Genomic DNA, 23,578 nt, shown 5'->3' on the forward strand with positions numbered 1-23,578 from the left:
TATGGCTAAAAATCTATTAGATGAAATGAAGAAGAAAAGAGCAGCTGAACTAAGAGCACAAAACGCCTGGATAATCGCCAATAAGAAAGGTGATAAAGCGGGGATGGCGAGAGCTCATGCGGAAGCAGACCGGGCAAGAGGGTTCTCTACAAAGTCGGTAAAAGCAGGCAGCCATTATGTACAAGCTCCGACCGGAAAGGCTCTCGAACCTTTACCATTGGCTTTTAAACAACCGGAGAAGAAAAAAACAATAACAAAATCAAAAAAGAAAACTCCGCCACCTAAGAAAAAACAAATTACCGTACCGAAATCAAACCCATTAAATGATGTATTTGATAAAAAAGAAACCTATGTAGATAAAGCGAAAAAAGGAAACTACCTAGGAGCCGGATTAAACTTTGTCGGAACTGGCGTACAAGCTGGGCAATCATTGTATTTGAACGGAATAAACGCAGTAGACGCTTTAGCACATGGAAAAAAACCGAAGTTTCAATACAATATGGATAAATCGGATTATGACAAGGCGGTAGTAAAAAGACGGGGAAAAATAGAAACCATTACAGATAAGTTGATGAAAAAAAATGAGTTTCTTGGCTCTACGTATAATCTGTTAAATGAAATGTCAACCGATCCGATCGACTTTACACCGCTTGGTCTTGCTGGAGATATAAAGCTGGCAAGGGGACTTGGAGAAGGTTCGGAAACTTACATGAAAGCGTTAAAAAGAGGAACGCTCTCAGGGGATCTTCGAACAGTTAAAGAAGGAGTAGAGAAAATACCGGTAGTTCAGCCGGATGGAAAAGTAAAGTATAAAACTATTCGTAAAAATTCCTTTGAATCTGATATACGAAAACCCATAAGCACTACAAAAGAAGAAAAAAGTGAAAAGTTATTATTACCAGAACAATCCAATTTACTACGAGATAGAGGATACCCTACCAATGACTCAAACTTAAAACACAAAACAATCTACATAGAACAAGACAGAATAAATGACTTAGCAAAGTCGATTGAGAGCATCACAAATGCTGACACAAGAAAAAAAGTTAAATCAAAATTAAAGGAATTATTTGGTGGGAAATCATATGTGGTAAATGGCGTTAAGGTGAAGGGAATTCCTTACAAAATGGATATATCTTCAAAAGGAATAGGTGAAATTGCTTCAAAACAAGAAATTACACCAGAACTCATATCGGTAATAGAAAAGTTAGATGAAGTAGTTCAAAATGCACATTATTTTGCTAGTGAACCAGATAAAAGATTAAGGGAAGATGTTTTGAGATCTGATCTATTCAGAACGAATATTTCGTTAGGTGATAATGTTGCAACAGCAACGACAAGATCGAATGCTTTAAAAGATGGAACAAACAAGCTGTATTTTACTGGATTAGATAAAAATAGAACCGCTAATCCACAACCACGAGCCGACAGTAGTCTTCAACGTGGTATAGTGGAAAACGATTCTATTAACTTAAAAGTACCACAGCATTTCTTGAATGTCAATGCAAAGCTTCCGAAATTTTTCGATAAAAAAATGCCTAAAAATCAACAATTTGCTACTAACATTACAGAAAAATCCAATCCATTAAAAAAGTTCTACACTAATATTGTGGACAATCAATTTGCTTTAACGGATTCGACGAGAGGTATCGAGCAAACAGCAGACAAAGACATTAAAATTCTAGGATCGAATGCGAGAAACGTAAGAGGAAGCGCAGAGTATGCCTTCCGAAAGAATTTGGTGGATATGCAAGGCAAAAAGATAGGAGAAAACAGCCTAGAAAGCATCCTAGGAACGACTAAGGGCGAAGAAGACGCTTTAAAGGACTATTTATTGCATAAACACAATATCGCTCGTTACAGACAAGAAAAACCTATCTTTATAGGTGACGGTATGAGTCCGACCATTACAGACGAAATGTCACGACAGATTGTTAAGGAGTACGAAAAGCTTTATCCTCATTTTGCAGATAAGAGTAAACAGCTTAATGAGTTTAATGGAAAATTCATTGATAACTGGCTTGTAAAAAGTGGGTTGATTAATGAGGATTTTGCCAATCTTCTTAAAACGATGTACCCTGACTACGTTCCGACACTCAGAGAAACGGGGGGCGTTGCCGGGAAAAGGTATTCTCCGAAAGGATTGAAAGCAAATTCAGGAATCAAAGGAGCTACCGGAGGAAATGATCCAATCATGGCTATAAATAGAAGCTATCCAATCATGATCCAAAAAGCCATGAAAGCAGCAAGACAAAATGAAATCTATAACGGATTACTTGATGCAGTAACAAAAGAACCGGTTAAAATGTCAAAATGGGCAAAACTTGCAGACGATAACAGCGGAAAAATGCTAGATGCCTCTTTACTGGAAAACGCAAAAACTGCCATTAATGAAAACGGGATAGACGGGATTGAGACTTTAGCAAACAAGCAGTTGCAAATTGATGAACGTATGGGAAAATATTATGTGACTGCAATGAAAAACGGAAAACCTATCAGGATGCAAGTACATAAAGACTTGTTTGACGCTCTAAACTCTCTGAATCGTACCGGAAATGAGGGCGTGCTTGATAGTTTGGCAAACGCAGTGGGAAAATATGCTTCTAATCCATTTAAAGCATTAATCACCGGATACAATCCTTTCTTCGCATTAAGAAACATTGCAAGAGACGTTCCGACGGCCTACATTCAAGGCACGGAAAACAATCCGATTAAATGGGCCGGTAACCTCATCGAAGCAGGAAAACATATGGCAAAGAATGACGAAACCTACCAAGAGTTTTTAGCGCTTGGTGGTAAGATGAACGGGTTCTTTAATTCCGAAAGGGGTTTAGTCCCGGATAGACTACCGACAAGAATACTGAGAAAGACAGGGGAAACCATAAGCACATTCAACGAAGCCACTGAGACTTTACCGAGATTTGGGGAGTATCTAGGAACTGTAAAAAGAGAAGGTGGAGATTATGCAGCAAAACAAAAAGGTATCTACAACCAAGGCGAGGTAACGGTAAACTTCGGAAGACACGGAGATATAACAAAATCCATTGACCGTGTTACTCCGTATCTGAATCCATCGGTACAAGGTATAGATAAGTCCATTAGATCATTAAGAAAACCATCAACGTGGGCAAAAGGACTTGGAGTGATAACCGTACCAACGGCGGCAATGTACGCCATAAACAATAGGACTCCTGAAGACAAATCAAATTATGAACAACTGGATAATCGAACCAAAGACAATTACTTCCTATTCCCTACTGGAGAAGGAAAATATATCAAGATACCAAAATCAAGAGAAAGTGGTGTAATCTTCTCGACCTTAGCAGAAAGACTGTATGGAGCAGCACAAGGACAAAAAGAACCATTCAAGGGATTCGGAAATACAGTTGCAACCAACTTCTCTCCTTCGAATCCGATTGAAAACAATATCCTATCACCTTTTGTTTATTACATGCCAAGAAATAAAGACTTTGCGAATCGCGCAATCGTACCTACGTCCATGACGAACGAAGGTTACGGGGATGCAAGATCCAAGTATCTTCAATATGACGATGCAACGTCGGAAATAGGAAAATGGCTAGGAGATGAAATGAGAAAAATCGGAGTCAATAACGGGGAAGGTCTATCTCCAAAACAAATTGATTACATTATTGATTCTTACACGGGCATTATTGGAGATCTTCTCCTTCCGGCAACAACAAAAGGAGATAGTCCAGTAAACAAGGTCTTGACAAGACCATTTACAGCAGACGTTCTTTATAACAACAATATCCAAACAGACTTTTATGATAAGTTCGAAGATGCAAAAAGAATCAAGTCTGACAACAACCTTATTAATGACATTCCAAAAGAATGGATCACGCCGGAGGAAAAACGACTCTCCGTGTACACAAAAGCATCTTTGGAAATGTCAGAATTAAGAAAGCAAGAAAAGCAAATCATGGCCAATATGCCGGATGGAGTAAAAAAAGAACTTCAATTAAGAGAAATCCGCAAACAGATTTTAAACATTGCAGAAAGCACGACAACCGCAGCGGAAAAAGCTTATGAGGAATATAAGAAGACATACATTCCGGAAATCTCCTATATGAGCGATCGACAAAAAGCAAACTATAAAAAGTACGCAGAACCTGCAGGACTTAAGCCGGATATTTACGCAAAGACTGTAAGCGGTGCAAATCGAATCGAAAGTGACAAAGACGAAAACGGGGAAAGCCTGAAAAATGTATCCAAAAAGAGAAAGGCATACATAGACAAAATGAACCCAACAGCTACAAGAGAACAGCTTCAAATCCTATACGAAGCCGCTGGCGTATCAAAAACAGTAGGACATTATAGGAAACAATTTAAGTAACACGCAATAAGGCGTGTTTTTTATTACAAATAAAGCATTAGGAAGGAATGATTTTATGAACAATATTATTGAAACAACAAACTTAACCCCGATTGAAATTGTGTTAAAAATGGATAATGACGGATATGTAACAGCTTTAAACTTGTATGAGTTTTTAGAACTTAATCCTGTCAATTATGCTAGGTGGTGTAAAACTAATATTTTAGAGAATTCATTTGCTGAAAAGGGAGTAGATTTTTACTCTTCGCAAAGGAAGAGTAAAGGCAAGGGTAACTTTGCAGATGATTACAAGCTAAAAGTTTCTTTTGCTAAGAAATTAGCCATGCAATCGAAAACTTCAAGAGGTGAAGAGGCACGATGCTATTTTATAGCTTGTGAAGATGCACTGAAAAGAGTTGCGGCAGAAAAACAGAAATGGGAAATTGAAAGAGCGAAAGGAGTTGTAATCCGTCACATTTTAACCGATACGATTAAAATGAAAGTTCCGGATAGCCCGCATAAAAGATTTATGTATCCTAACTATACTAAATTAATTTACAAAACACTGCTCAATAAGACTATGGAAGAATTAAAAGAACAGTATGGAGTTAAAGGGAAAGAAAGCATAAGAGAATATTTAACCGCTGACGAATTAAAAGAAGTTGAAACCTTAGAAATGTTAGTGAGTAGCTTAATTAATTATGGTTGGGGATATGATCGAATAAAAGAATTTGTCCAGCAGAATAATGCTAAGAAATTAGCAGGTTAGTACGCATTAAGCGTGCTTTTTTATTACAGAAAGGGTGATTGATATGATATTAAAGTCAAAACTAAGCAAAAATTATCCAATGGCAGATCCAAAGAAATATTTAATAGGATCTCCGGAGCTGCTTGATCCTGTTTTCGCCGGACGGCTTGCTTATCTTGCAAAATGTAAAGGCGTAAAGATAAAACTTACAGAGGGCTTTCGATCGAGCAAGAGACAACAAGAACTTTACAACATGTATTTGCAGTATAAACGCACCGGAAAAGGTAGCATAAAAAGCGCAGCTCGACCGGGTACAAGCTGGCATGAGTTTAGATTAGCAGTAGACACATCAACGTATCCGGTTAGAGGAATGAATAACACTCAGTTAGCTCGATACGGTCTATGCAAGCCGATTAAAAGCGAAGGCTGGCATATACAACCTTTAGAAACAAAAGGGAAATCAAACAGAAAGGCTTTTGCTCCGGCAGAAGTAGAAGAGGAGGAAGAAGTGGATACAACTACAATCACAGCGAAAATGAATGGAAAAAATACAAAGTTAACTAGCATTCTTTATAAAAATGAGAATTATGTAAGATTGAGAGATCTTGCAGAGGCTCAGTCAGATGATGCGCTCGAAGTAAGTTGGAACCAAGCTACAAAAACCGTAGAAATCAAAAGTAAACAGGAGGGCAAACAATGGACTGGACATCAATTATAACAGCGGCGTTCGCTTGCATCGGAACCGCAGCAGGAAGTTTGTACGGTATAAAAAAATCAAACAGCCTTATCGAATACCGAATGGATAAACTTGAAACAAAGGTAGACAAACATAACAGCGTTGTGGAAAGAACATACAGACTGGAAGAACAAATAAAAACTGCGAATCATCGGATCGCTGACTTAGAGGAGGCTTCAAAATGAGATTCAGTAAAAAGATTGTAACCGCTATAGTAATTTTAAACATCACCTTTGCAATAGCGGTATTAGCCTGCTTTTGGCATACCGGAAATGAACCAGGCGTGCTCGTCGGTGCGTGGTTTGCCTTTACGACAGGCGAGCTTTGGGCATTGTCCAAAGTAACTCGTGAGAAGAATAAAAAGGATGGTGAGTAATCATGGAACAGATTTTATTGTCGTTATTAACACTTGTGCTTGCAATCGCAACGTACATATTCAAGTCGGTCATAGTTCCTTACATGGAAAGCAAGGTAAAGAAAAATGATTTAGAGAAAGTCCTTGCACTTGTAAAAATTGCAGTGGCAGCAGCGGAACAGATATACAAAGAAAGTAAGGTTGGAAGACAGAAAAAAGAATACGTTAAGAAGTACCTAGCACTCCTTGGAATCGAATTAAGCGAAGCAGAACTCAACGGGTTAATTGAATCTGCAGTATATGAATTAAACCAAACCAAGACGGAATTAATTGACTCTGTACCGACAGTATAAAGTAAAGCAAATGGAGAAAAACATATAAATTAGTCAAAAGCCGTCTCTTCGGAGGCGGCTTTTTAATTGTGTGTTGCATTTCGTGTTGCATTTGTACGAAAAAAGCATCTTTTCTATGCAACATGCTATCGTTTTTTTGTAAAAACAATTCAATTTAAAACCCTTATGAATGTTGAAAAATAAAGAAGAACCGCTATTTATAACGGTTCTCATTTTGGCGGAGGACATGGGACTCGAACCCACGGGGCTGTTACACCTTACTCGCTTTCCAGGCGAGCTCCTTAGCCACTCGGTCAATCCTCCATAGTACTTTTCGCTTGTTTTTTTCTATTCATTTTTGTACTCGGTAGCGTACCTTTAATAATATAACGTATTTCGTCAAAAAATGCAACAACTATTTTAATAATAATCAAAATTTATCGGACAGCCTTTGCATACATTGTATGGGAGGGCAAATTTATGAATGTTAGGATAAAAAGAAATGGAGTGCGAAAATATCGCTCAAAGAGGCAAGTAGCTCAAGATCAAGTAAGAGGATTGGCATGTCTTATCTTATTAGGGTTTCTTGCCGGTGCGATGCTTTATATATTTGAGCCAAAGGTAGAGCCGGAATTATTTAAGGGAAAAGGAAAATTTGAAGTAACCGATGGACTCGAAATTCACGAAGAAATTTCAGGGGCATATAAAATCAACGCATTGCTGCCTCAGATTGTTTCCGATTTAAGAAATGCAACTGACATAAGTGCAGAAATTGCAACAGATTTTTATTATTTATATGATCGAAATAAGGAGAATGTAGCGGAGGCATTTAGTGGATGGATAAATCCGACAATAGAAGTATCTTATCAAGTGAAAAGAAAAAATAAAGTTTATGACATTGCAATTACTACGAAGGTTTCTTCTATTTATGCATATAAACCACTTACAATCGTAAGACATTATTTTTATGATGCAAAAAAACAGGAAGTAGTACAATCAAAAATAGAATGAGGGAGAAATAAAAAACCGCAAAAGTTTCTTTTACGGTTTTCATATTAATTTATATTATTTTTATAATTAGTGATTGTTTTTTTCAATTAAAGGTAAATGAATTTAATCATTCACAGAATACAGCTGTTCCAGAAGCTGTCACCATAAGCATTCCGTTATCGGATCCTAAAACCTCATAATCAATGTCTACGCCTACGATTGCATTGGCACCTAATTCTAAAGCTCGATATTCCATCTCCTTAAGCGCATTCAATCTTGCATTAATTAATTCATCTTCATAGCTTCCGGAGCGTCCTCCAAAAATATTGGATAGACCTGCAGCAAAATCTTTTAATAGATTTACACCGGAAACGACTTCCCCAAAAACAATTCCCTTATACTGTGTGATTTTTTTTCCTTCAACGCTTGGTGTTGTAGTTACAATCATAATTTTCCCCTTTCAAATCAATCTTTATTGAAAAATAATTCTGTTTTTACAATACCTTTTTCCTTCTTCATTGTCAAGAAAAAGCAACATATACGAGAATTGGTCGAAGAAAGTTAGGTTCTAAAATAGGACAAGATATCGTAAAATGAAAAGGGGGGATTGTGTAAGATGATAGGTTTTATAAAAAAAGTAGTTCAGAGTTACATAAAGCAATTTGGAGCAGCCATTCTTTGTATTGGCATTATTTTCGCAGGAATATTACTTTCATCTTGTCAATTACAAAGGCCCTTTGCCATATCAAATGATCGAGATTCCTTGAACGTTGTTGTGGAATATGAACGGCACGAAGATTTACCGGATATTTATAAAATAGATGTTGTGATTCCCAAAATTGAATCATCTGGGGATACAATTAAAACATTGAATGAAACCATTCGTGATGAATTTATGGAATATTATGAGTTAAATGCGGGTAATGCCAATGAAATTTTAGGAGGATGGCGATACCCTCAAATTGATATTTCTTATAAAGTAGTTCGAATCAAACAAATATGTGCAATTAGTATCATTACTGAAATTCATTCAGAGCAGGATCAGGGTAGAGAATCTTCTGTTCGAAGCTATTATTATGATGAACTGCAGAAAAAAATTTTAAGTTCCAAGGAATATTTAGAGAAACTAGGTCTTACACCTGATGAGGTGGAACAAGCATTTTTAGAAGGGGTGGGACAAAATTATAATCTTGAACACGTAGCGTTTTCCAGTTTGCAAAACCATTTTTATATTAATGAAAAAAAGCAGCCTGTTTTTTTCGTGGTTGATTAAAAGCAGTTGTGATATATTTATCGTTGTCTTAGAATGAAGGGTGTAAATGTTATTTTAGAATTGTATTTAAGAAATAGAAATTGTAATAGAAAGGTTCGGGGGACTGCTATGAAACTACTGCATATAGGGGATTTACATATCGGTAAACGAGTTTTCGAGTGTTCGATGCTGGAGGAACAAAAAGAAGTACTGCGCCAAATAATAGCGATTATAAAAAAAGAAAAGCCATTTGTTGTGCTGTTAGCAGGGGATGTTTATGATAAGGGGGTACCTTCTGCAGAAGCAGTTGAGCTTTTTGATGAGTTTTTGACGGAGCTTTCAAAAACTTCCAGTAACGTGTTATTAATCAGCGGTAATCATGATTCTCCTGAACGATTACATTTTGGAAGCCGTATTTTTAGAGAACAGGGAATATTTATTGCAGGTACTTTTGAAGGACAATTACAGAAGGCGACCTTAGAAGATGAACTTGGTACGGTTAATTTTTATCTTCTGCCTTATATTAAGCCTTCTGCGGTGCGGCCGTATTTTTTGGACAAAGAGATTAAAAATTATGAGGATGCTGTGCGTTCTATATTAGAAGCTGAAGAGATAATAGAATCGGAACGAAATGTCATTTTAGCGCACCAATTTGTAACTGCATCTGGAAAAGTACCTGAACGATGTGAATCGGAAATTCTTTCCGTAGGAGGAGTTGACCAAATTGATGCAGGCTTATTTTCAAAATTTGATTATGTTGCACTTGGTCACTTACATGGAGCACAGAAAATTGGAAGAGAGACAGTACGTTATGCCGGATCGGTGCTAAAGTATTCTTTTTCAGAAATAAATCATAAAAAATCAGTTACAATGATTGAACTTGGAAAGAAGGGAGAAGTAGAAATTCAACTGATTGCTTTACCATTCCAACGAGATTTTCGAGAAATAAAAGGTCCTTTGGAAGAATTAATTAAGCCTGAGATTGTCAGCTGTGGAAATGCAGAGGATTATTTATCTGTAATTCTAACAGACGAAGAGCCGATTGCAGATCCTTTAGGAAAACTGCGGAGCCGATATCCAAACGTGATGCGGCTTACTTTCGAGAATCGGAAAAACAGTGGATGGAAACCAGAGTGGAGCGAATCACCGGAGAACCTTACAAAAAAAGAACCAATGACGCTTTTTGAAGATTTTTTCTTTCTACAAAATGGGAGTAAGATGACAGAGCAACAGAGGATGTTAATGAAAGATCTTTTTAGAAAAACGTTAGGAGGTGATCAATAATGAAACCAATCACCTTAGTTATGAATGCATATGGGCCTTACGGTGGAAAGGTAGAAATTCCGTTTGAACAATTAGGTGAGCGAGGTTTATTCTTAATTACTGGGGATACCGGATCGGGAAAAACTACTATTTTTGATGCTATAACTTATGCACTTTTTGGAATGGTTAGCGGAAGTACACGTACGGTAAATACATTACGTAGTGATTTTGCCCTTAATGAAGAGAAAACCTTTGTAGAATTTGTTTTCTTTCACAAGAATGAAAGATATAAAGTAATTCGAACACCACAGTATGAACGACCTAAAAAACGAGGAAATGGATTTGTGACTCAGGCTGTTGAGGCAGAACTTTTACTTCCAAGTGGAAAAGTGATTACAAAAGTAAAAGAAGTGGATGAAGCAATTGAGAAAATCTTAGGATTAGATTATAAGCAGTGGATTCAGATTGGAATGATTGCACAAGGTGAATTTCTAAAACTTCTGAATGCAGATAGTAAAACAAGAAGTGATATTTTCCGTAAGGTTTTTCATACAGATTTCTTTTTAAACATACAGCAACGTTTGACACAAGAATTATCCATTTGTAGAAAAGAAAAGGAAGCAGCAGAACAAAGATTGTTGCAATACACCGATGGAATACTATTGGAAGAAGATAGCGAGAAGAAGTGTGTTTTTACTGAATGGCAAAAAGAAAAAAATCAATATCTTATTGATGAAATACTTACGCTTTTAGAAGAACAGTTAGAAGAAGATCGCATCGTTGAGAAACATTGGGAGAATAAAATTCAACAGTATGGGATGGAACTCAGAGAACTAACCAGAAAAAAAGCAATTGCAGAAGAAAGCAATCGATTATTTATACAATTAGACGAAGCGTTAAAAGAGAAAACGCTGCTTGATGAACAGTACGATAAAATACAAAACAAGAAACAGCGTGTTTCCCTTTCAAAAATAGTGTCGGAAAAGATTTTACCATTAAAGCAAATCTATAAAAAAAGCAAAGATATTTTAGAAAGGGAAGGATTGCAGCAGGAAGAATTGCATCAAAAGCTAAGCTCTTTAAATGCGATAAAGTTGCAGAAAGAAAAATCATTTCTTCAAGCAGCACAAATGAAAGAAGAGTTAAATAAATTTATAGGCGAAATTGCGACACTTAAAGAACGCATACCTCAGTATGAGTTGTCCGAAAAACTGAAACAAGAGCGTGATCGATTAAGTATAGAAGAGAAACGCTTCATTGAGGAGATTAAGAAAAGTCAAGAAATCAATGAAACGCTAAAAAAAGAAAAAGAATTAAGAAAAGATATTGGGCAAAATCACCTTTCTTGTACACTATCCTTAGAAAAAAAGAGGGCAGAAGAACAAAAACTGAAAGAGAAAGCGGATGCTTTATCGAATCTTATTTCTCAAATAGATCATTTTCATATGGAAGAAGAAAATTACATACTTGAGTGCCGAAAATACGAAATGCTTGACCTGTCGGTAGCGGAACTGCAAACGAAATGTATTGAGGAAGAGCATCGTTATTTGAGAGAGCAAGCTGGAGTTCTGGCACAAACATTACAAGATGGGGAGCCGTGTCCGGTATGTGGATCGAAGGAACATCCAAACAAGGCGATGGTTTCCAAAGATGCCATTACAAAGGAAATGCTTAATAAAATGAAGCAAAATGTATCGGAACAACTTAAGCGATTGCAAGAAGCCGGTAATCATTTGGCAGAAAAAAAAGAAAGAACAAATCAAGGAAAAAAACAAATAATCTTTGATTACAATAAAATTTTTAAGAATAAAATTAAAATAATATCGCTTGAAGATATAAAAACTTGTGTAATACAAGAAGAACAGGAAACAGGAAATCAACTGACTGACAATGCAAAAGAAATAATTTCCTTAATCAATCAGCTAGATGAAATTTTGAAAGAAGAAAAGCATCTCCAAAAAGTGGAAAAAATGCTATTACAGCAAGAAATGAATCAAGCAGGGTTACAACAGCAATTGCAGGAGTATAAGGAGGAATTGGCAGCCTTAGATGGGAGATTACTTACAATCCAGAAACATGGTGAAATTAAAGATATTAAGACTGCAAAACAAGAATTATATTTGTTGGAAAAGAAAAAAAGCGAAATGGAAGAAATAATTAAAACCGTAGAAAACGAATATCAAAAAATTGAGAAAGAATGCTATGAATTGAAAGCGGTTTTACTTGAAAAAGACCGAATTCTACCACAAATGAAAAGTGAATATCAGTTGGCCTTTGACGAATACCTAGATGCACTTAATAAGTGTGGAATTAACGAAGAAGAATGTTCGAACATAGAGCAAAATAAGATTCATTTACAAGAGGAAGAAAGAGAGGTTGAGATATACGATCAACAGGTTAAGGAATGTGCATTACTAATAGGACAGCTAATGAAGCAAACTAAGGGAAAAGAAAAAATTTCCTTAGAAGAGTATTTTAATCAAATTCAAATTCTTGAAGAAGAAGACCGGCAGACAAAAAGAAAAAAGGAACAAGTAACCATTCGGCTTGCACAAAATTTGAAGACCAAAGAAAATATGATTCATGCAAAAAATGATGCCGAGGAAAAACAACAACGCTTTGCTATGGTTAAGGAACTTTCCGATACTGCAAATGGTAATTTAGCCGGAAAGCAAAAGATTGCATTTGAATCTTTTGTGCAAGGAGCATATTTTGATTGGATTTTATACCATGCAAATCAACGATTTGGCTTGATGACAAATGGAAGATATCAGTTAAAAAAACGGGAAAATGCAATGGATTTAAAATCTCAAAGCGGATTAGATTTGGATGTTGCAGATGCATATACAGGAAAAGCTCGTACGGTTAAATCTCTTTCAGGGGGAGAATCTTTTAAAGCGGCATTATCGCTAGCCTTGGGATTATCCGATGTGATACAAAGTTCACTTGGTGGAATACAGATGGATACGCTTTTTATTGATGAAGGCTTTGGTTCTTTAGATTCAGACTCCATTCAACAGGCGATGCAAGTACTTGCTCAATTGACGGAAGGAAACCGTTTGATTGGAATTATCTCACATGTTGATGAATTAAAGCGCTGCATTGACAAGAAAATTATAGTGAGAGGAAAATCTATATTTGGAAAGCAGAGTGGGAGTGAACTTGAAGTGATTGTATAGATAATTTAGCTTTTCCATGTAAAAAGTGCGGTTTAAACATGATGGGGGTAGAAGATGAAATATAGTTACCATCCAAAAATAACGAAAAGAAAATGTATATTTGCTTGTGTCGGTACAATTATAATTTTATTATCTCATATGTATAAATCAAAAAAACAGTTGATGAATATTTGCAAGGCATTAAAAATTAGTGAGGAACGTTTTCGTATTGCAGCAAGTCATACCGATAATATCGTATTTGATTATGATTTAAAGAAGAAAAAGATGTATCATTGTGATCCAAATGTTTTACGTTATGGAGTAAACATTGTGATTGAAAATGTACCGGAAAGTTTGGTAAAAAACGGTATTATTTCTGCTGCTTACGCAAAAGAGTTTTGTCAAATATTTTATGACATTGCAGCGGGTGCGCCGAAAGCATCTTGTGTTGTAAAGTCCAATTTATGTGATAATACGCATCGATGGGATAAGATTACATTAACCAATGTATTTGACGAACTGGGTAAACCAATTCGTACCATTGGAATTATTTCAAATGTTACTGAGCAAAAGGAAGCAGAAATTCGTTTTGTACAGGAAGAGCAATATCGTAAAGCAATCCGTGCAAAATCTATACTTAACTACGAATTCTATTTGACAAAGGATCAAATCATTAATGGAAATGATTGTTGGAATCAATGCTTAAAAAAGGCAAAGACAAATCGTTATTCTTGCGCATTGGAATACGTATTGAATCACAATGTTTACTCAGAAGATCGAAGTAATGTTTATGAGACTTTTTGTTTAAGTAATCTCTTGAAAATCTATAGTCAAGGACAAAGTAATGTTGAATTGGAGTATCGAAGGATAAAAGAAGATGGTACAGTTGTTTGGGTGAATTGTGCCATGCATCTATTTAGAGATTTGAAAAATAATGAAATCAAAGGATTTGCTTATGTAAAGGATATTGATGAGGAAAAGAAAGAGGCATTGCACTTAAAGGATAAAGCAAGAAGAGATTCTTTAACCGGATTATATAACCGTGCAGAAACGGAAAGACTGGTTGGAGAAATATTGGCTTCGACAAAGAGAAAGGATGTTGTCCATGCTTTTCTTATTATTGATTTAGATGATTTTAAGGGGACAAACGATCAGTATGGTCATATTGCAGGGGATGCAGCTTTAAATGAGATTGCAACAAAAATGCAAACAATTTTTCGAAAAACAGATGTTTTAGGACGGCTTGGAGGGGATGAATTTGTTGCGCTGCTAAGAGATATTGGTGACTTTAAAGAGATTGAAGATAAGGTTCGGAGCCTATGTAACTTGCAAATCGATTTAGGAGAGAGTCAAGGTGGTATTTTAGAAATTTTTAGTACAATAGGGGTTGCTATGGCTTTTGAGCAGGGTTCTGACTTTATGGAGTTATATGAAAAAGCAGATAAGGCGTTATACTTTGCAAAAAATCAAGGAAAAGCGAGATATGCTTGCTATGATGAAACGCTCTTCCTTTATGAAAGTAAATGCTAAGAATAGGAACGTTAAATCGTAAGCTCACCACGGAGGTTTTCTTCCATCATACGTTCAATTTCTATTTTTGAATATCCTTTGCTAATTAAGTAATACAGCTTGGTGACGGCTGCTTCTACGGTCATATCATACGCACTGACAACGCCGTTTTTTTGAAGGGCTGCACTTGTTTCATAATCACCAATTTGTGCAGAACCCCTTAGACATTGTGTGCATACTACGATGACTGTGTTATTCTCTGCTGCTTTTTCTAAGGTTCTTAAAAAAGCGTGATCATAATTTGGAATGTTTCCCGATCCAAAAGCTTCTAATACAATACCTTTGAGCTCTTTTGTTACAAGATTCTCAAAAATACCGAATTGGATACCGGGGAAAATTTTAAAAACAGCAATGGGAGATGGGGTTAAAAGCTGCATGGAAAAGGGTTCTGATGTTTTTTTCAAAACATTATTTTTATTGATACGTATACGAACACCGGCTTGTGCAAGCGGCGGATAATTTGGACTATCAAAAGCAATCAATTCATCCGCACTCATTTTTGTTGAACGATTTCCTCGAAGAAGTTTTCCACTGAAATATAGACAAACTTCGGGAATGGTTTCCTCAGCAGCGATTAATAATGCTGTAATCAAATTGTCTTTTGCGTCATTACGGACTTCGCAAAAGGGAATCTGAGAACCAGTCAGAATGACTGGCTTTTTTAAGTTTTCCAACATAAAGGATAGAGCTGATGCGGTATAGGCCATAGTGTCTGTTCCATGTAAAACAACAAAGCCATCAAAGTTTTCATAATTTTGATTAATTGTACTTGCAATTTGGTTCCACTCATTTACAGCAATATTGGAAGAATCCAAAAGTGGATTTAATTCAATCAAAGTATAATTTGGTATTCGAAGTGATTGGAGCTCCGACATTTGGGATAATAGCAAAGGCAGATAACCATCTTGAGGTGCATAGCCGTTTTTCGTTTTTGTCATACCGATGGTACCACCTGTATATATAATGCAGACATTCTTTTTTTGCATAATCGTTCTACCTTACTTTTTCATTTCGACGTATATATTTTACAACAAGAATATTCTAACATAGTATTTTATTACTTTGAATTCAATTCAATCATTATAAAAAACTTTTTATTTATCGGGATATAAAAATTTTTTAACTCGTTCCAAACAGTCGTCATCACCGACGAAATATAACTTATCTTTTTCCGCTAAGATAGCATAAGGACCGGGAGATAGAAGTAATTCTTCTTTATGTTTAATTGCAATTATTGTGGCAGATGTATGATGCCAAAAGTTCATTTCACTAATAGACTCATTTAAGTGAGGAGTCTCCTTTGTTATTTCTAACTGGAATGGAATAAAAGGATTTACGGAACGAAAACGATCTGTTTTATCAAGCAAGGATTCCAAACAATGTGTAAAGATTTCCGTTTCTTTTTTTTGACGTTCGACACTTTTTATGAGTTCTTGCTTCAGTGAATTAATGCCTTGAACATCTTTGAATTGTTTCACATAAGCAATTGCATTTTCGTAGGATTTGATCAATACTCCACTCCCTTTTGTGGAATCAGCAATTCCAAGATCGGAAAGAACACAGATTGCACGTCGTGCTGTTTCGGGTGAAACACTGTATTGTGCTGCAAGAGCAGATCTGGCATAGATTTTATCACCTACTACATATTTTCCTTCTACAATTTTAGCGGCGATATCAGCTGCAATTTGCTGATAACGAGGTGTTGATATTTTTAATTTAAAATCCATAATATGAATACTCCTTATCAATGCATTCAAATAGAATTAATTATATACATAATTGGTTGATTTTTCAATAATAAATTAATTTTAAATAAAATAGTTGTATTTTTATTTCGGAAAAAATTATCATTTCATTAAGAGTATTGACTAAAAAATGCAAATAAGATATTAATATCTAAAAATTAATGTAGTTTTTTTAGATATTAATTAAATATGTAAATGAAATATACATATAATAAAAAAGTGATTTTCAATGATTGAAAATCACTTTTTGGTCTAGGAGTTTATTGCTTTTTAGGATTCAACCGTTCTATTGTTAGGTCGGAAAAAGAAGGAAATAGCATAAATACCGGCAAGCCCTACAATAGCAAAAATAATTCTACTAATAAGTGCGAGTTGACCACCGAAAATACTTCCAACTAAATCATAGCCGAAGAATCCAATGAGACCCCAGTTTACGGCACCAATAATGACCAAAACTAAAATTAAATTTCTCATTTGAAATCACTCCTTTCAATTGTATTTTTCCCATAGAAATTAAAATTATGATATAATAAATAATACAATTGTAAAAATATAATATTAGAATAAATATTTTAAGGGAGAACGTAGCATGAATGTCGATTTAAAAATAAAATTAAATCAAGGAAGTAAAATTTTTACATTTAATACGGCTGTAGGTACACAGATTGAAACACTGGCTAAAAAATTTCAATGCGAAACACCGTATCGGATTTTAGCAGCTCGCGTGAACAATACAGATACTTGTTTAAATGAAACGATCAAAGAATCATGCACTTTATCTTTTCTAGATTTGCGAGATCCATCTGCAAATGCAATTTACCAAAGAAGTGTCAGCTTTTTATATTTAAAAGCGGTATATGATGTATTGGGAAGTAATCGAGTCTTGATTGAAAATTCTTTAAATAAAGGTCTATTTACTCAGATGAAACAGAATGTAACAATAGAAGAACTGGAAGCGGTTGAAGATCGCATGCGTCAGCTTGTGAAGGAGGATTTACCCTTTATAAAGAGAAGCTATCCTCGTCAAGAAGCCATTGAAAAATTAAGAAATATTGGTTATGTTCAAAAATTACGATTGTTAGAAAATACCCTTTGGCTTGAGAACGTACCATTTTACAGTTTGGATGAATTTGAAAATTTCTTTTATGGACCAATGGTGCCTTCTGCTGGTTATATCGAATATTTTGAATTGAGAAAATGTCGTAGAGGTGTATTGCTTCGTTTTCCGGAACCAAAATTTCCTAATCAGATTCCACCTTATCGTGATGATATTAAATTATATAGAGCCTTTGGTGAGGCAAGGGAATGGGCAAGATTGATGGAAATCAGTTATGTACAAGATCTTAATGAAAAGGTTGAAGATGGAAGTTATAAAGAGGTCACTCAAATTTCTGAAGCATTACACGAGAAAAAAATTGCAGAGATTGCTGATGAAATTACACAAGAAGGAAAACGTATTATTTTAATTGCAGGGCCTTCTTCTTCAGGGAAGACGACGTTTGCACAGCGTCTTTGTATTCAACTTAGGGTAAATGGATTAAAGCCGCTTTATATGGGTACGGATGATTATTTTTTAGAAAGAGATCAAACGCCTGTAGACGAAAACGGAGAATATAATTTTGAAGATATTGATGCCATAGACCGAGTCTTATTTAATCATGATATGAATGCACTTCTTGCTGGAGAGCAAGTAGATTTACCAGTTTTTGATTTTCAGAAAGGGCAAAAAATATTTGGAAACCGAGTTATTAAAGCAAAAAAAGGGCAGCCAATTGTCATTGAGGGTATACATGGGTTGAACAAGGAGCTTACTTCGGAAATACCGGATGAAGCAAAGTATAAAATATATATTAGTCCTTTAACACAGCTTAATATCGATACACACAATCGAATTCCTACAACGGATGCAAGATTGATTCGCCGTATTGTGAGAGACAGTCAATTCCGTGGTTATTCAGCACAGCATACTATAAAACTTTGGCCTAAGGTAAGAACTGGCGAGGATAAAAATATTTTTCCGTTTAATGGAGAAGCTGATGTACTATTCAATTCAGCACATATTTATGAATTATCGGTACTAAAAAAATATGCAGAACCTTTGTTAAAAGCAATCAAACCGGAGGAACCTGAATACAGTGAAGCTTGCCGCTTGCTACAGCTATTACAATTTTTCAGAACCGTTAAAGATGATTCTATGATTGCAAATCACTCAATTATTCGAGAATTTATTGGAGGCAGCATTTTTGTAGATTAGTAAGATTAATAAAGGAGCTAACCTTTTCAGGTAGCTCCTTTTTTAAAATATTTTTATGGAAAGTTATAAAGCTGGTGTCTTTTTAAGCAGCTGCTTTTTCTTCTTCCGTCATATATGCAATTGTAATTTTAGGAATAGCAAGAAGTAGCGTAACAACTGGCATTAAATAATTAAATATTGCGAAGCCAAAATATTGAGAGGTGGTAACACCCAATACGGTAGCAATGTAGACACCACAGGTGTTCCATGGAATTAATGCAGAAGTAACGGTACCTGACGATTCTAATGCATTGGAAAGTGTTTTAGGATGGAGTCCTTTTTCCTTAAATGCTTGTGCATACATTCTGCCTGGAAGTACAATTGCAATGTATTGTTCCGGCATGGTTGCATTGCTTAATACACAGGTGCCAAGTACCAAAGCAACAAGTCCAAAGGCAGAATGTACTAGTTTTAATAGTTTTTCAACAATAACTTCAAGCTGCTTTGTCATTTCCATGATACCACCAAACATCATTGCTAAGAGCGTTAATGCTATGGAACTCATCATATTCATCAGACCGCCTGCGGAGAGTAAAGAGTCAAGGGCTTCAATGCCTGTTTCACTGACATAACCATCTCTTGCAACGGTAAGAATGGCACCAAAATCCGCACTGCTCCCTTGAAATAACGGAGCCATAATTGCACCGGCAATGATACCTAGAGTAATACCAGGAATGGCAGGAACCTTCATTGCGATTGCTCCGATAACAATTACTGGCGGCAGCAGCAATAATGGGCTAATATGGAATGTAGAATCTAAACCATTTATTAAAGTGTCAATTGCACTGATATCAGCGGCACTGCCAGAACTGGAAAACTTCATTCCCATAACACCGAAGAAAATCAAAGTAATCGTATAGGTTATAATAGTTGGTTTCATCATGAATTTGATGTGAGTAAATACATCCGTACCAGCCATAGCTGGTGCAAGATTTGTTGTATCGGAAAGTGGTGACATTTTATCGCCAAAGTAAGCGCCTGAAATAATTGCACCGGCTGCAATGCCTGGAGGAATACCAAGGCCATTTGCAATTCCCATTAAGGCAATACCCATGGTTCCCATGGTTCCCCAAGAGGTTCCTGTTGCTAAAGAGGTGATGGAGCAAATTAATACCGCGGCAACAAGGAAAATTTGCGGTGATAATATTTTAAGACCGTAATAGATCATAGAAGGAACGACACCTGCTAGAAGCCAAACACCAATTAACATACCTATAATTGCGAGAATAATAATTGCTTGCATAGCGCGTGAAATACCTTCAATCATACTTTGTTCGATGTCTTTCCAATCATAGCCAATATAAAGTGCAACAATTGCTGCTACGATTACACCGATAAACATAGGAATGTGTGGTGCTACTTCAAAAACCATAATTCCTACAGCCATAACGATAATGAGCATTACAAACGAGAATAATGCTTCATGGAGCCTTGCAGGGCGTGGCTGTCTTTTTGATTTTTTGTCCATAATGAGACCTCCTTTAAAAAAAATTAAGAATAGAATGAAAATTAAATATACTGGCTATTATAAAGTGTAAAGTAATGCTTTGAAAAGAATAATTTATTGTAAATTCTACAAAAAAAAATGCTTGACACGTATGAATAATTATGCATAAAAAATGAATAAATAATCACAATAATTCTATTTGGTATTAATGTTACAAGCTTTTGAATAAGCTTGACGGAAGAAACAAATTTAACTATTATATATAGTAAGAAATTAAATTTCTAATTTTTGCATATGAAAAATATGTAAAGTATTTTAATTGCACAAAAGAGGTAAATGGAGGTAAAAAAATGAAAGATTTGAAAGGTACAAAGACTTTAGAAAATTTAATGATTGCTTTTGCAGGAGAGTCTCAAGCTAGAAATAAGTATACTTTTTATGCATCCAAAGCAAAAAAAGATGGTTATAATCAGATTTCAGATATTTTCTTAGAAACAGCTGCAAATGAAAAAGAACATGCAGAGCTTTGGTTTAAACATGCAGTCGGCATTGGCACAACCGAAGAAAATTTATTGGATGCTGCAGCCGGTGAGCATTATGAGTGGACAGATATGTATGCAAAAATGGCTCAAACCGCAAAAGAAGAAGGATTTGAAGAAATAGCTCGTCAAATGGAAGGCGTTGCTAAGATTGAAAAAGAACACGAAGAAAGATATCTTATTTTGGCAAAAAACGTAAAAGAAGGCAAAGTCTTTGAAAAGGACAAAGAAGTATTATGGCAGTGTTCCAATTGCGGACATACTTATTTAAGTAAGAAAGCATTAGAAATATGCCCGGTTTGCCTGCATCCAAAAGCTTATATGTTAGTAAAAAACGAGAGCTATAAATAAAAATTTAATTAGTTATATGCTATAAAAAAGATATAAAAGAAAAAGACCAACTAGAAAGATGTACTTCATTCTCTATGTTGGTTTTTTTTTTGAAATGTGATAAAATAAGAAAACATTCTAATATTATATTCGGAAAAATTAAAACAAAGTCGACTTGGTTGACTTTGTTTTAGGGTTAGACTTTTTTATTAATCCATTAATGTGAAGGAATATTGCCAATAGAATAAAAATTCATTTTTAAGAATATAGGAGAAATCAAAACATGGACTACATGAATAAATTAAATATACAGCAACGTGAAGCTGCGATGCACACGGAAGGACCTTTATTGATACTGGCCGGAGCAGGGAGCGGAAAAACCAGTACAATGACACATCGAATCGCGTACTTAATTCGAGAAAAAGGTGTTTCTCCTTATGAACTATTAGCTGTGACATTTACGAACAAGGCAGCAAAAGAAATGCGGGATCGGGTTGAAAGTTTAGTCGGTACCGGAATTAACATGTGGATTCTTACTTTCCATTCTGCATGTTTGCGCATTTTGAGATCGCATGCAGAAAAGTTGGGGTATGAAAAGGATTTTGTAGTGTATGACCCCACCGATCAGAAGGTAGTCATAAAAAACTGTTTAAAACAACAAAATGTAGACGATAAAAAGTTTACTCCTGCCTATGTTCTTTCTGTAATCAGTGATTGCAAGGAAAAGAACATCAGTGCAGCACAATATATGCAGAAATATGGAAATGATTTTAAGGGAAAAGTAATTGCACCCCTGTATAAAGCTTATGAAGTTACTTTAAAAAAGAATAATGCGATGGATTTTGATGATTTAATTTTACGTACGGTTCAGCTTTTTGAAAAAGATGAAGAAACTCTGCTTGCTTATCAGAATCGTTTCCGTTACATAATGGTGGATGAATATCAAGATACCAATTTTATGCAATATCGATTTATTAAACTTTTGGCTGAGGCAAACCAAAATATATGTGTGGTTGGTGACGATGATCAGTGCATTTATCAGTGGCGTGGTGCAGACATAAAAAACATTCTCGAATTTGAAAAGGATTTTCCAGGTGCTAAGGTCATTAAACTAGAACAGAATTATCGCTCACATGAAAACATTTTAAATGCCGCTCATTCTGTGATTGAACATAATCATGGCAGAAAACATAAAAAATTATGGACGGATAAGGAAAAAGGAGAAAAAATTCGTTATTATCGTGCAGACGATGATCGAGAAGAAGCGCGTTACATAGCACATGAAATTGAACGATTAAAAACCAATGATCGTAAGTATTCTGATTTTGCTGTTTTATATCGTACAAATACCCAATCAAGAAGATTTGAGGATTCCTTTGGTGCAAGGGAAATTCCTTACCGTGTTTTAGGTGGGTTCCGTTATTATGATCGGAAAGAAATTAAAGACATGATGTGCTATATGCGTTTGGTTTTAAACCAAGCCGATGATTTAAGCTTTGAACGTATTATTAATGAACCAAAACGGGGCATTGGTGATAAAACGGTAGAAAAATTAAAAGCATTTGCAGCAGTAAGAAATGAAAGCTTATTTGATTTACTGAGGGATCCGCAAATTATTGAAGGATTACCTTCCAAATCCAAAGAAAGCGTAAAAGAAATGGTAGAGGTCATTTGTCAGTTAGGTACTGAGAAGGATAACTTGAAGGTCTCGGATATTTATGATGGACTATTGGTTCGAAGTGGGTATTTGAAAAGCCTGGAAATGCAATCCACAGTAGAAGCAGAAAGTAGAATTGAAAATCTTTTGGAATTTAAATCCGTTATTTATGATGCGGAAAAAGAAAATTTAAATATTAGTTTGTCGGAATTTATGGAAAAGATTGCTCTCGTCGCAGAAGTGGACAATCATGATGCAGACGAAAATGCAGTCGTTCTTATGACGATGCATAGTGCAAAAGGATTAGAATTTCCTATTGTCTTTATGCCTGGCATGGAAGATGGATTGTTTCCTAGTTGGCGTTCCTTTGAAAAACCCGATGGTGTGGAAGAAGAAAGAAGACTTTGCTATGTTGGCATGACACGAGCAATGGAACGACTTTATTTAACCAGTGCAGAAACTCGTACACTTTATGGAAAAACAGATTATACAAAAGAGTCGACTTTCTTAAGAGAATTGGATCGTGCTTTTCTGGAAGGTGATGCGATATACAAGAAAAAACCGCAAGCAACCGGATATAACACCGTAAATTCTTATCGTGAAGGAGAAATCTTCCGCCCATTTGCGCAGTTGAATACAATTAAACAAAATAAAACGGCACGTCCATCTTTAGCCGGCGTTGATTTAGTTTCAGGAGATAAAGTAAGTCATAGCAAATTTGGGGAAGGGCTCGTGACAGAGGTTTCAGAAAAAACAATTACCGTAATATTCGACACCGTTGGAACAAAGAAACTGGCGAAAGACATTGCACCGTTAAAAAAAATATAAGGA

19 protein-coding genes and 1 tRNA gene are annotated in these 23,578 nt (G+C 35.6%); 14 read left to right on the forward strand and 6 right to left on the reverse strand.

Annotated features, from left to right (window positions below; all coding sequences use genetic code 11):
• Position 1: 1 nt before the first annotated feature.
• Genes I2490_RS14190 through I2490_RS14215 form a run of 6 tightly spaced genes read left to right on the forward strand, consistent with a single transcriptional unit; the run spans position 2 to position 6,525 of the window.
• Positions 2 to 4,354: an LPD38 domain-containing protein gene (locus I2490_RS14190; RefSeq protein WP_206460430.1), complete on the forward strand. Its 4,353-nt coding sequence runs from the start codon at positions 2 to 4 to the stop codon at positions 4,352 to 4,354.
• A 55-nt stretch (positions 4,355 to 4,409) separates the two neighbouring features.
• On the forward strand, positions 4,410 to 5,102 hold the full coding sequence (locus tag I2490_RS14195; RefSeq protein WP_206460431.1) for an antA/AntB antirepressor family protein: 693 nt from the start codon (positions 4,410 to 4,412) through the stop codon (positions 5,100 to 5,102).
• A 43-nt stretch (positions 5,103 to 5,145) separates the two neighbouring features.
• Positions 5,146 to 5,799: a D-alanyl-D-alanine carboxypeptidase family protein gene (locus I2490_RS14200; RefSeq protein ID WP_206460432.1), complete on the forward strand. Its 654-nt coding sequence runs from the start codon at positions 5,146 to 5,148 to the stop codon at positions 5,797 to 5,799.
• The gene (locus tag I2490_RS14205; RefSeq protein ID WP_206460433.1) at positions 5,778 to 6,002 is read left to right on the forward strand and encodes a hypothetical protein; all 225 of its coding nucleotides are present in this window, start codon (positions 5,778 to 5,780) and stop codon (positions 6,000 to 6,002) included. Before I2490_RS14200 ends, I2490_RS14205 begins: the two co-directional genes overlap by 22 nt.
• Positions 5,999 to 6,193 (forward strand): hypothetical protein, encoded by a 195-nt coding sequence (locus I2490_RS14210; protein WP_206460434.1) that lies wholly within the window; start codon positions 5,999 to 6,001, stop codon positions 6,191 to 6,193. Before I2490_RS14205 ends, I2490_RS14210 begins: the two co-directional genes overlap by 4 nt.
• A gap of 2 nt (positions 6,194 to 6,195) precedes the next feature.
• Positions 6,196 to 6,525 carry a phage holin gene (locus I2490_RS14215; RefSeq protein ID WP_206460435.1) on the forward strand — a complete coding sequence of 110 codons (330 nt, stop codon included), beginning with the start codon at positions 6,196 to 6,198 and terminating at the stop codon, positions 6,523 to 6,525.
• Between the two features lie 215 nt (positions 6,526 to 6,740).
• On the opposite strand, the gene I2490_RS14220 is transcribed toward I2490_RS14215, so the two are convergent.
• Positions 6,741 to 6,828 (reverse strand) — tRNA-Ser (locus tag I2490_RS14220).
• Between the two features lie 156 nt (positions 6,829 to 6,984).
• Here I2490_RS14220 and I2490_RS14225 point away from each other — a divergent pair.
• Positions 6,985 to 7,515, forward strand: coding sequence for a hypothetical protein (locus I2490_RS14225; protein WP_206460436.1), 531 nt, complete (start codon positions 6,985 to 6,987; stop codon positions 7,513 to 7,515).
• Between the two features lie 106 nt (positions 7,516 to 7,621).
• Here I2490_RS14225 and I2490_RS14230 read toward each other — a convergent pair whose 3' ends face one another.
• Positions 7,622 to 7,942 carry a putative heavy metal-binding protein gene (locus I2490_RS14230; protein WP_206460437.1) on the reverse strand — a complete coding sequence of 107 codons (321 nt, stop codon included), beginning with the start codon at positions 7,940 to 7,942 and terminating at the stop codon, positions 7,622 to 7,624.
• A gap of 168 nt (positions 7,943 to 8,110) precedes the next feature.
• On the opposite strand from I2490_RS14230, the gene I2490_RS14235 reads away from it, so the two are divergent.
• The 4 genes from I2490_RS14235 to I2490_RS14250 all read left to right on the forward strand — a co-directional run bounded on the left by I2490_RS14235 (position 8,111) and on the right by I2490_RS14250 (position 14,697).
• A complete protein-coding gene (locus I2490_RS14235; protein WP_206460438.1) occupies positions 8,111 to 8,767 on the forward strand; it encodes a hypothetical protein in 657 nt (218 codons plus the stop codon).
• A 108-nt stretch (positions 8,768 to 8,875) separates the two neighbouring features.
• Positions 8,876 to 10,030: an exonuclease SbcCD subunit D gene (locus I2490_RS14240; protein WP_206460439.1), complete on the forward strand. Its 1,155-nt coding sequence runs from the start codon at positions 8,876 to 8,878 to the stop codon at positions 10,028 to 10,030.
• Positions 10,030 to 13,188 (forward strand): AAA family ATPase, encoded by a 3,159-nt coding sequence (locus I2490_RS14245; protein ID WP_206460440.1) that lies wholly within the window; start codon positions 10,030 to 10,032, stop codon positions 13,186 to 13,188. The genes I2490_RS14240 and I2490_RS14245 overlap by 1 nt, the downstream gene beginning before the upstream one ends.
• Before the next feature lie 54 nt (positions 13,189 to 13,242).
• Positions 13,243 to 14,697, forward strand: coding sequence for a sensor domain-containing diguanylate cyclase (locus I2490_RS14250; RefSeq protein ID WP_206460441.1), 1,455 nt, complete (start codon positions 13,243 to 13,245; stop codon positions 14,695 to 14,697).
• A gap of 11 nt (positions 14,698 to 14,708) precedes the next feature.
• On the opposite strand, the gene ansA is transcribed toward I2490_RS14250, so the two are convergent.
• The 3 genes from ansA to I2490_RS14265 all read right to left on the reverse strand — a co-directional run bounded on the left by ansA (position 14,709) and on the right by I2490_RS14265 (position 16,955).
• Positions 14,709 to 15,722 (reverse strand): asparaginase, encoded by a 1,014-nt coding sequence (gene ansA / locus I2490_RS14255; RefSeq protein ID WP_206460442.1) that lies wholly within the window; start codon positions 15,720 to 15,722, stop codon positions 14,709 to 14,711.
• Between the two features lie 108 nt (positions 15,723 to 15,830).
• Positions 15,831 to 16,463, reverse strand: a complete 633-nt coding sequence (locus I2490_RS14260; protein WP_206460443.1) for a GntR family transcriptional regulator — start codon at positions 16,461 to 16,463, stop codon at positions 15,831 to 15,833.
• 288 nt (positions 16,464 to 16,751) lie between these two features.
• Entirely contained in the window at positions 16,752 to 16,955 is a 204-nt protein-coding gene (locus tag I2490_RS14265) for a DUF378 domain-containing protein (protein ID WP_206460444.1), read from the reverse strand.
• A 115-nt stretch (positions 16,956 to 17,070) separates the two neighbouring features.
• Between I2490_RS14265 and I2490_RS14270 the strand changes: the two genes are divergently transcribed.
• Positions 17,071 to 18,735: a nucleoside kinase gene (locus tag I2490_RS14270; RefSeq protein WP_206460445.1), complete on the forward strand. Its 1,665-nt coding sequence runs from the start codon at positions 17,071 to 17,073 to the stop codon at positions 18,733 to 18,735.
• Between the two features lie 82 nt (positions 18,736 to 18,817).
• Here I2490_RS14270 and nhaC read toward each other — a convergent pair whose 3' ends face one another.
• Positions 18,818 to 20,242 carry a Na+/H+ antiporter NhaC gene (gene nhaC / locus I2490_RS14275; RefSeq protein ID WP_206460446.1) on the reverse strand — a complete coding sequence of 475 codons (1,425 nt, stop codon included), beginning with the start codon at positions 20,240 to 20,242 and terminating at the stop codon, positions 18,818 to 18,820.
• 329 nt (positions 20,243 to 20,571) lie between these two features.
• Between nhaC and rbr the strand changes: the two genes are divergently transcribed.
• Complete coding sequence (rbr, locus tag I2490_RS14280; protein ID WP_206460447.1) at positions 20,572 to 21,111, forward strand: rubrerythrin; 540 nt, start codon at positions 20,572 to 20,574, stop codon at positions 21,109 to 21,111.
• A gap of 262 nt (positions 21,112 to 21,373) precedes the next feature.
• A complete protein-coding gene (locus I2490_RS14285) occupies positions 21,374 to 23,575 on the forward strand; it encodes an ATP-dependent helicase (RefSeq protein WP_206460448.1) in 2,202 nt (733 codons plus the stop codon).
• Positions 23,576 to 23,578 lie beyond the last annotated feature (3 nt).

The organism is Anaerovorax sp. IOR16 (assembly GCF_017168145.1).
Classification (GTDB): Bacteria; Bacillota; Clostridia; order Peptostreptococcales; family Anaerovoracaceae; genus IOR16.